The organism is Gracilibacillus sp. JCM 18860 (assembly GCF_055395245.1).
Genome location: NZ_AP043868.1, coordinates 3,362,412 through 3,373,289 on the forward strand (window position 1 = coordinate 3,362,412; position 10,878 = coordinate 3,373,289).

General features: G+C 33.3%; 6 protein-coding genes. All 6 read left to right on the forward strand.

What is annotated here, in order from left to right; translation table 11 throughout:
- Positions 1–62 precede the first annotated feature (62 nt).
- A complete protein-coding gene (locus ACZ5R4_RS16875) occupies positions 63–3,134 on the forward strand; it encodes a hybrid sensor histidine kinase/response regulator (protein ID WP_464367668.1) in 3,072 nt (1,023 codons plus the stop codon).
- Between the two features lie 289 nt (positions 3,135–3,423).
- Entirely contained in the window at positions 3,424–4,092 is a 669-nt protein-coding gene (locus ACZ5R4_RS16880) for a LuxR C-terminal-related transcriptional regulator (protein WP_054860270.1), read from the forward strand.
- Positions 4,093–4,816: 724 nt separating this feature from the next.
- Positions 4,817–5,842, forward strand: a complete 1,026-nt coding sequence (locus ACZ5R4_RS16885) for a substrate-binding domain-containing protein (protein WP_054860363.1) — start codon at positions 4,817–4,819, stop codon at positions 5,840–5,842.
- Positions 5,843–5,983: 141 nt separating this feature from the next.
- Complete coding sequence (locus tag ACZ5R4_RS16890; RefSeq protein ID WP_464367669.1) at positions 5,984–7,729, forward strand: cache domain-containing sensor histidine kinase; 1,746 nt, start codon at positions 5,984–5,986, stop codon at positions 7,727–7,729.
- 21 nt (positions 7,730–7,750) lie between these two features.
- Positions 7,751–8,950, forward strand: a complete 1,200-nt coding sequence (locus ACZ5R4_RS16895) for a response regulator transcription factor (protein ID WP_464367670.1) — start codon at positions 7,751–7,753, stop codon at positions 8,948–8,950.
- A complete protein-coding gene (locus ACZ5R4_RS16900; protein WP_464367671.1) occupies positions 8,943–10,823 on the forward strand; it encodes a substrate-binding domain-containing protein in 1,881 nt (626 codons plus the stop codon). The genes ACZ5R4_RS16895 and ACZ5R4_RS16900 overlap by 8 nt, the downstream gene beginning before the upstream one ends.
- Positions 10,824–10,878: the final 55 nt, after the last annotated feature.

Genomic DNA, 10,878 nt, shown 5'->3' on the forward strand with positions numbered 1-10,878 from the left:
TAGAGATATAATCATGGTAGGAAGTAAAAAAATAGAAAAATTAAAGATCTGAAGAGGATATAATGAAGCAAAAATATAAAAAGAAATGGATATTCATTCTAGTAGTTTTTATGTTAGTGATAACAGCGATCCGATTAGTATGGATGAATTTTTTAACAACCATTGAATATACCGAAAAGCCATCTGTAGAAAACGGTGTGTTGGACCTTCGCGGATGGGATTTCTCAAGCAATCAAACCCTATCTTTAAAAGGGGAGTGGGACTTTTATCCGTCTGCGTTTGTTTCCCCGGAGAAAGATATAAATATATTGGATGATGACAAACGTCCATTAACTGTTCCTAAGACCTGGGATGAGGCCTTTGCTGATCAAGGTGATAATCCTTTTCATTATGGAACATATAGGCTACGTATATTGCTTGATGAACATCAAAAGGCTCTAGGTTTACGAATAAATGAAATTAGAAGCGCTTCAACCATTTATGTGAATGGTAGGAAGATAGCCAGTTATGGAAAGCCTGCAACAAAAATAGAAAACTATCAAGCAGGTGATCTACCTTACACAATAGAAATCGAACCAATTCAAAACGAAATTGATCTAGTAATACACGTGGCAACTTATACCTATACCGGAGCAGCCGGAATAACAGAGCCGATTCGTTTTGGTACAATGGATGCTATTAAATTTCGTACAAACCTTTCTATGGGATTACAGGTTTTACTATGTGTCGTATTATTACTTCATAGTATATACGCTGTTCTTTTCTTTTTTCTAGGTGTGAGAAACAAGGGATTACTCTACTTTTTTGTACTCATTCTATTTGCTTCTCTCAGTGTCCTAGTTTCTGATGATAAGCTATTATTGGTTTGGATTGATTTACCATATGAATGGTCTAAGAAGGTCATTTACTTTTCTTATATTGGTGTGGCAATGCTTATCCCTATTACTATTAGCCAATTGTTCCCTAGCAAAATCAATCAGCTAGCATTGCGAGGTTTCCAATATTTTTGTCTGTTCTATGCCTTGCTAGTCCTAGTGGTACCTTATTCTCATATTGAAAGTCTCTTGCGCTTATTATTAGTTGTAGTCATACCGCTATCGGTAATCATTTCAGTAAATATTCTTAGAAAAAAGATCAAGAATACCGAGGATCTGTTTTTTCTCCTTATTGGATGTATAACAATTGGGGTAAACTTCTTATGGACTGTTATGATAAATAAAACTCAATATGTAGAATGGATGCACTATCCATTTGATCTCATTATTGTAATACTAGCTTTTTCGTCCTATTGGTTCCGACGTTATTTTCGAACGAACATGAAGACTAAGCAACTAGCTGAAAAATTGCAGTTTGAAAACAAACGAAAGGATGAATTTTTGGTCAACACTTCACATGAATTAAGAAACCCCTTACATGCTATCATTAATTTGACTAATTCCCTCCTAGAGGACTCGAATGAATCTGTATTGTCTGACCAACGAAGGCGCTTGGAGACGATGGAAAATATCGGCAAGCGCATGTCATTAATGTTAAATGATTTAATAGATATTACGAGATTGAAAGAAAACGCCATACAACTAAAACTTACAGCGGTAGCACTACCATCTATCATAGCTGGTGTCGTCGATATGATCCGCTTTATGCTGGAGAGTAAGCATGTTCAATTACAAGTTGATATACCTGACGATTTACCTACAGTTCATGCAGACGAGAATAGACTAGTTCAAATAATCTTTAACCTAGTACATAATGCAGTAAAATACACGGATGAAGGAACCATTAAAATCCGCGCTAATTGTCAGAATAGAACGGTATACATACATGTCGAGGATACGGGGGTAGGTATTGAAGAGGAGGCTCTTAATAGAATTTTCCAACCATATGAACAAGCACACCACGATGCAGCAAGAGATAGTGATGGAATTGGACTTGGATTAAGCATTTGTAAGCAGCTAGTAGAATTACACGGGGGGACATTATCCGTTCACTCTACTCTTCATAAAGGCTCTGTATTCACATTTACCGTTCCAATATATCAGGAGAGAGAAGGAGTAAGCACAACAGGCACTCTTCCAATAATAAATAATATAATAGCAGCAAATGGGACTGATCCATCGAGAACAGCATCGCATCAGATCAGTAAAAAAACTAAAATACTTGCTGTTGATGATGATAGTGTGAATCTTCAGGTGCTAACCTATCTCCTAGAAAGGGAAAATTATGAGATTTTTACGGTTACAAGTGCTATGGAGGGGATAGCCCAGTTAGAAAAACAACGGTATGACCTCGTAATTTCCGATGTGATGATGCCACAAGTTTCAGGATATGAATTAACACGACTGATTCGAGAACGCTATTCGATCTCGGAATTACCTATCCTACTATTAACTGCACGAACTCGTAATGAGGATATATTGACAGGTTTTCAATCTGGTGCCAATGATTATGTGAAAAAACCGGTAGACTCTACTGAATTAAAAGCAAGAGTCCGGGCGTTAATTGAATTAAAACTGTCCATCGAAGAACGTGTGCGGATGGAAGGGGCATGGCTACAATCCCAGATTCAACCACACTTTTTGTATAATACATTAAACTCCATTGCAGCACTAGGAGAGATCGATCTACCGAAAATGCAGGCTCTCTTAGAAGAATTTAGTAATTATTTACAATTAAGTTTTGATTTTAAAAACTCGGATCCGATGGTCCCGCTTGAGCATGAGCTTTCGCTTGTTCGCTCCTATTTATATATTGAACAGGAACGATTTAGAGATCGTATAAAGGTGTGCTGGGAAATTGAGCCTAATATTAATGTATTTTTACCACCATTGTCTATACAACCACTAGTTGAGAATGCAGTAAGACATGGTATATTACAACGAAAAGAAGGGGGAACTATTTGTATTCAAATAAAAGCATTTTCTGATTATATTAGCATTTCTGTTTCAGATAATGGAAGAGGAATGCTAGAACAAGAGATTGAACAGCTTTATGAGATTGAAGAACACTCTAAGGAGAGAGCAGGAATTGGACTAAGAAACATTGATCGTAGGCTGATTCAGCTTTATGGCAAAGGGCTTACGATTAAAAGTAAATTGGAACATGGTACAACTGTATCTTTTCACATTCCACTTTAAGTAAAGGAAGCGATCGCTCTTTCTTACATTGGGAGAATATGACAAGCTTAGTTCAATAACAATAACATCTATAAGAATCCATCCTCATGTAGGAACAAGTTCAAAATTAGTCGTCATCTAGTCTTTAAATTTAGTGCTATTAGCCTAGTTGCTATCTTTACTATTACTCATATTGTTCTGAATTTGTTAAGTAGAAATCATTATACTTAGCATAGTGTAAAGCTTGAATTGCTAAGGGTTCTCTATCACTAGTTTTATACTAGTTAATCCTTCAAGCACTAGATGGGAGATGGAGATTATAATTAAGATTGTTATAGTAGATAAAAAGAATATTTACAGCAGAGGTTTAGAATTCATCATCAATAGTGAAGAGGATATGAGTTCTATTGGAATTGTCAGGGGCCAACCTAACCTATTAAAAAAATTAAAAGATTTAAGTCCTAATGTTATATTAATACATATTGATGCTTTAAGCGAAAAGACTGTCGATAGTATTCACGAATTTAAAAAGAAGTACCCTCAGGTTAAACTGATCTATTTATTTTCAAATTTTAATAAATACATGGTCTACTATGGGCTAGAACATAATGTGGATGGATTTTTATTATATAATTTAACCTCGGAGAAGTTCATAAGTGTGATTAAAGATGTCTATCAAGATCAATATGTTCTATCAGGTGAAATTGCTGAGAAGATGTTGAAGGAAATTAAATATAATGGATATTTTGGTGAGGAATTAATGAGAAAAAGATTACATGATTACAATATTCCAATATCAAATCGGGAATCACAGATTTTATATTTAATGTATCTTAATAAAAAAAATAGTGAAATTGCTGATACTCTCCAACTAACAGAAAAGTCTGTTCGAGATTATGTCAGCAGGTGTTATAGAAAATTAAATATTCACAACCGAAAGATGGTCATTGAATTCTTGAAAGATGTGATGAAGGAGTAAATAGCAGGAAAGTAAGATTTTTATATTGAATAAATCCTGGTTATGTAATCGTGAAAAGGTATATTAGTTAAGGAGAAATCTTTCTAAATAATTGTCCCAAAAAAGAAATTATTCTCATTTTACGTTTAGTGTTCTAAAGTTAAGCTTTAGTAAAAGGAGTATCCAGAAAATTATTCTGGATACTTCTTTCTATTTAAAATCCTAATGAATTTGTGCAACCTACTAATATTAGCTTACTTTTTGCTTTAGCTACTTTTCTAGGCCTTCTTTAATTAAATGTCGAAGATATATTCATTTTTACATCCGTAATATTCACTTCTTTACATCATCTTCAGAAATAGTAGATTCACCGTGTAGCACAAGGGATTCTTCACAGGTTGGCGATTTTTTTTTTTACGGCTTACATCGATTAATAGATCGTTCTACAATGTAATGCTCCAGGTGAGGAGGCTCGATTTTTGTAGGGGACTTCTTTATTCCTGGTAATTACATCCTCTACAGGCTCCTCATTAATCAGATCCTTCCCATTCCAAAATTTCCTTGTGAATCCATATGCACTTCCTTGTCATGTGGACGTAACTTCAAACGACTTATTTAATTGTTCAATATAAATGTACGGAAATTTATAAATAAACAAGCAATATTGTAAATACTTTTGTTGAGATTCTTTTTATCATGAGAAGGAGTCAAAACAAAAATAAAAGGGGAGAGAAACGTGAAAAGTATGAAACAGGTATTTTTATTTTTTATTACTATGTTTTCAGTAGTATTGATTCTTTCAGCTTGTAGTACAGAAAACTCAACTAATGTTAACAGTGAGACAGACAACAATAGTGAAGTTTCAAATGATAACGAAGCTTCTTCTGACCCTATTGTTGTTGGTTTTTCACAAATCGGTGCAGAGAGTGGATGGAGAACTGCTGAGACAGAATCTATTAAAGAAACATTAGAAAATGATCCACAGTTTGAACTGAAATTCTCTGATGCTCAACAAAAACAAGAAAACCAAATAAAGGCGCTAAGAAGTTTCATAGCTCAACAAGTAGATATAATTGCATTGGCTCCTGTAGTAGAATCTGGCTGGGAAACTGTTTTAACAGAGGCAAAGGAAGCTGGTATTCCAGTTATTTTATTAGACAGACGTATTGAGGTAGAAGATGAATCGTTGTATACAAGCTTTATAGGATCAGATTTTATTCTTGAAGGTGAGAATGCAGCAAAAGAATTAATTAACCTCATTGGAGAGGAGGTAGAAACGAACATTGTAGAACTTCAAGGAACTGTAGGTGCCAGTGCAGCAAATGATCGAATGGAAGGTTTTGCAAATATTATAAGTAAAAATGAGAAATATAATATTATTAAATCTCAAACTGGTGAATTTACAAGGTCAAAAGGTAAGGAAGTTATGGAAGCGTTCTTAAAATCTGATGGGGAGAATATTGATGCCGTTTATGCCCATAACGATGACATGGCATTAGGAGCCATACAAGCCATTGAAGAATATGGATTAAAGCCTGGGCAAGATATAAAAATTGTATCTGTAGATGGAATTAGTGATATCTTTGAGGCAGTTATTGCAGGTAAAGCAAATATTATTGTAGAATGTAATCCATTATTAGGACCACAGCTTGCACAGGCAGCAAAAGATTTAATGGAAGGAAAAGAAATTGAAAGATGGATTAAAACAGAAGAGACAGTGTTTGTGGGTTCAGAAGAAGCTGAAGCAGCCTTACCTGATCGAAAGTATTAAGTCGTAAAAATCGGGATTGTATTTTCAATCTCGGTTTTTATTCATATTTCAGTTCCTCTTGATAAAAGATTCTTAATAATAAATAATAGGTTTATCTAAGAATTTTACAAAGGGGGGAGAACAATCAATGTAAAAAAAGTGATGTTATATTTTAATAACAAAAGTATTCGATTTAAGCTCTTATTTTATTTTATTATTATTATAATTTTATGTGTAGCTACATTAAGTTTTTTTGGAGGAAATATCTATAGAGATTCAATAGAAGAAGAAGCAAATATGCATACTGATCAAATGATTAATCAAGTTTGGAGCAATATAAAAACTCGTATAAAAGAAAACGAAAACATAATGTTTTATCTTTCTCAAGAAGACGTAGTAAAAGAGTTTATGATGAAACAGGTGAGTAATAGTACCTCCGAACAGTTAATAAAAAACAAAATGCAAATCTACAAAAATAGACATCCTGAGATTGCGGGAATATTAGTCTTAAATAAGCATGATAGGTTTATAAGTAATGAAATCTCACGTATCTCAAGAGATCCACTCACAAAAGAGCCATGGTATGTAGAAGCAATAGAGTCACCTGAAAAAACACATTTAATTAGTAATCCAATTGGAAGGAATATAAAAAACAATTCAAGTTATCAAGTAAATAATGTACTTACGCTTGTAAGGGCATACAGAAACGTAGTTACTAAGGAAGTAATGGGAGTTATTTTGATAGACTTAAAATTAGATTTTATCAAGAATATAATTGAATCTATTAGGTTGGGAAAAAGTGGTTTTGTATTTATATCTGATGAGAAAGGTAAAGTTGTGTATGCACCAGTAAATGATATTGTTTACCGAATACACCCTAGCTGGTTACAAAATGAAAACTCTTCACCAATTGAACAAACTATTAAAGGGAATAATTATCAAATTATTTACAACACTATTTCTGATATCGGGTGGAAAGTAGCAGGTGTTTTTTCTCTAGATGAAACAACTAAAGTAGTTTCAGAGGTTCAGAAACTCACTTTTGTAATCGCTTTAATTACTTTGGTGGTGGGATCTATGTTTTCCTTGTTTTTTGCAAATATGATTACAAAACCGGTTAATAAATTGAAAACATTAATGGGAAATGTGGAAGAAGGGAGATTTGATTTACGATTCCATTCTAAATATACAGATGAAATAGGACAACTAGGTAAGAGTTACAATAAAATGATTGATGAAATTGAACGTTTAATCGAATTAGTTTATAAAGAACAAAAAAAGAAGCGAGAAGCAGAGTTAGAAATCTTACAAGCGCAAATCAAACCACATTTTTTATATAATACGTTAGATACTATCCAATGGATGGCGGACGAATATCGTGCTACAAAGATAACTGAATTAGTGAATGCGCTAACAACACTTTTTCGTATAGGCTTAAATAAAGGAAAAGAATTTATTACAGTGGAAGAAGAAGTTGAACACGTTAAAAGCTACCTTATTATACAAATGACTAGATACGAATCAAAGTTAGAGTATGAGATAAACATGGATGATAGTTTAAAAGATTTTCAAGTCTTAAAGCTTATATTACAACCTCTAGTGGAGAATGCAATCTACCATGGTATAAGAAATAAGAAAGGAAAAGGGAAGATTCTAATTAACATTGATACTCAAGATGGGAAGCTACTATTTACAGTTCATGATACTGGTAATGGGATGAAAAGTGATAAATTACGAGAGATTAATAATTATCTAAAGGAAATTGATTCTAAATCTAAGGGGTATGGTTTGTTCAATGTTAACGAAAGAATCAAATTATCGTACGGAACTGATTATGGCCTGGAAGTTTATAGTGAATTTAAAAGAGGTACAACAATTTTTGCAATACTTCCTCTTAAGCCATTTTAATCTTTCAAGGGGGGCTAATTAATGTGGAAATTATTAATTGCCGAGGATGAAAGTATTATTAGACGAGGGTTGAAAAAATCATTAAATTGGGAAGCTTATTCCATTAATGTGATAGGTGAAGCAGAAGATGGAGAAGAAGCGTTAAAAAAAGCTAAAGAATTGAGACCAGATATTCTTTTTATCGATATCAACATGCCGTTTTTAAATGGATTAGAATTAATGGAAAAATTACGTCCGATATTACCTAATGCTGTTTTTATTGTTATTTCAGGTTACAATGAGTTCATTTATGCCCAAAAAGCTATAAAAATGGGAACAATAGACTATATATTAAAACCAGTGAAGAAGACGGAATTAAAGAGGACAGTTGAGGATGCTGTTAACATCTTGAAAAGAAAGTCTAGGAATAGGCTCCGTGAAAAACAATTGGAAGGAAATAAACAACTTCTTAAGGAAAAATTTCTATTGAATTGGAGTCGTGGACATTATCAAGAAGAAGAAATGAAGAACCATGCAAAGCTACTTGGTATCGATTTAACAAAGCATACTGGATTATCGGTATTTAAAGTTATAAAAGAAATTAACATAGGAAGTATGGAGCAAAATTGGAGTGATGCTTTATTAAGTTTTTCAATAAAAAATATTATTAGTGATCTTTTAAGTGGATATGAATCAAAGGAAATGTTTGAGGACCAATCTGGTCATATTGTCTTACTTATCCCAAAGATAGATACAGAAACTTTATTTGATATCAATCGAAAAATAGTATTAGAATTAGAGCGTTTTCTAGGAAAAGCTGTTACTTGCCGAGAATACCTATTAACTTCATTTTTGAGTTTCCCTAAGGAATATAAAAAAATAATAAGTGATTTAAAATCAGCAAATAAAATGACACCCATTGTCGCATTAGCCAAAAATTATATTGATCAACACTATTATAGCCAATCTATTTCGTTACAAAAGGTTGCAAACCATGTGCAAGTGAATCCAACATACTTAAGTAAACAAATTAAAAATGAACTGGGTGTCTCATTTGTTCAATATCTTACAAACGTACGAATTAATAAAGCTTTAACCTTAATGAAGGATCCTTATTTGAAAATATATGAAGTAGCTGAAATGGTTGGTTATAGTACTCAACATTATTTTTGCATTGCCTTTAAGAAGGTGGTTGGGTTTTCACCTACTGTTTATCGTACTGGGGAAAGAATACATGAATAATAGAAACATCACTACTATTATATTGTTTGGAACACTTATGGTATGTTTAGTATTAGTTATAACTTTCAAAATGTATCATTCGAATTCTAATTCAGAGCCGGAAGTCGATTACGTTATTGGAGTATCACAACCTAATCTACTAGAACCCTGGCAAATTTCAATGAATGAAGAATTACGACAGGAAGCAGCAAAATATCCTAATATAAGAGTAATTTACACTGACGCAGCGCAAAATACACAACAGCAAATTGATGATATTAATGGTTTAAAGGGATATGGTATTGATTTATTAATTGTGTCTGTTGAAGATTCAATAGCAATGACATCAGTCATATCGAACGTATATAATGAAATCCCAGTAATTGTGTTAGGAAGAGGTGTAGATGGTTATAATTATACACTTTATATTGGCACTGACCATTATTTAATAGGTGAAATGGCTGCTGATGCCACTATAAAATTATTAGGCGATCAAGGTGGCGAAGTAGTTGAGGTTCAAGGCTTAACGGGTACAGTTCAAGCAGAAGAGAGGAGTCGTGGTTTTAGAGAAAAAATAAATCAAACGAAAAATATTAGAATTGTTAACACACTTGTTGCTAACTGGCAAAGGGATAAAGCAGAAGATAAAATAAAAGCACTACTAAAAACAAGTATTGATCAACCTGATCTAATATATGCCCACAATGATGCGATGGCTTTAGGTGTGTATAAAGCACTTGATTCGTTAGACATCGACGATATTAAAATAATTGGTAGTGATGGCGTTGATAAGCCAAATGGAGGACTTCGTCTTGTAAATCAAAAGAAAATAGATACAACATTTATAACTCCTACAGGAGGGAAACAAGCGGTACAATATGCTATTCGTATCCTAGCAGAAGATTCAGAAATTCCGAAAAAAATAATATTAAGAAATCATGAAGTAACCTCTCAAAATGTGAAGGACTTTTATCTAAAGAGAAATGAGTTAACTGACCATTTAGACACTGACGGGAAAGTTACACTAGGATTCGCACAAGTAGGGAATGAAAGTGCATGGAGGACAGCGAATACAGATTCCATTATAAAAGCAGCTGATCATGAAAACGTAGACCTTCAATTAAAAAATGCAAATAATAATCAAAAAAAACAAATAGCAATAATTAGAGAGTTCATTAAACAAAAAGTTGATGTCATTGCATTTTCCCCCATGGTAGAACATGGTTGGGAAGAAGTATTACAGGAAGCAAAAAATGCAGGGATCCCTGTCATATTATCTGACAGGGAAATAAAGGTTCAAGATGATTCACTTTGGACATCTTTTATTGGATCAGACTTTGTTGAAGAAGGAAGAAGAGCTGCTCAATGGGTAGTGGATCAAGTGGAATCAAGTAAGGAAACTCTAAATATTATTGAGTTAGAGGGTACAAAGAATTCAGCTCCGGCAACAGATAGAAAACAAGGGTTTAAAGAAGTACTAGAAAACCATCACAATCTTCGTATAATAGATTCATTAACAGGCGATTTCACATTGGGGAAAGGTAAAGAAATGATGGAAAAGGCGTTACAACAGTTTGGCAATAAAATTGATATTGTATATTCGCACAATGATGACATGGCTATTGGAGCAATTGAAGCCATTGAGGAATATGGTTTACGACCTGGAAGTGATATAAAAATTATCTCTATAGATGCTACCAATAAAGCCTTTAAAGCTCTAAGTACTGGTAAATTAAATTTTACTGTGGAATGTAATCCATTGTTGGGACCACAAATTATGCAAGCGGCTAAAGAATTGAAAAATGGAAGAGAAATACCAATGAGGATAATCACATCGGAAGAAACCTTTACACAAGAGGAAGCAAAAAAAGAAATAAAAAAAAGGAATTATTGAGTTAGTTTACTGTTAAGTCTGAAATAACTTATTAATCTATTCTATCCCCGTTTCA

Excerpts from the sequence above, each read along its gene's own strand:
- ACZ5R4_RS16875 (WP_464367668.1), top strand. The coding sequence starts at position 63 with ATGAAGCAAAAATATAAAAAGAAATGGATATTCATTCTAGTAGTTTTT.
- ACZ5R4_RS16880 (WP_054860270.1), top strand. The coding sequence starts at position 3,424 with ATGGAGATTATAATTAAGATTGTTATAGTAGATAAAAAGAATATTTAC.
- ACZ5R4_RS16885 (WP_054860363.1), top strand. The coding sequence starts at position 4,817 with ATGAAACAGGTATTTTTATTTTTTATTACTATGTTTTCAGTAGTATTG.
- ACZ5R4_RS16890 (WP_464367669.1), top strand. The coding sequence starts at position 5,984 with ATGTTATATTTTAATAACAAAAGTATTCGATTTAAGCTCTTATTTTAT.
- ACZ5R4_RS16895 (WP_464367670.1), top strand. The coding sequence starts at position 7,751 with ATGTGGAAATTATTAATTGCCGAGGATGAAAGTATTATTAGACGAGGG.
- ACZ5R4_RS16900 (WP_464367671.1), top strand. The coding sequence starts at position 8,943 with ATGAATAATAGAAACATCACTACTATTATATTGTTTGGAACACTTATG.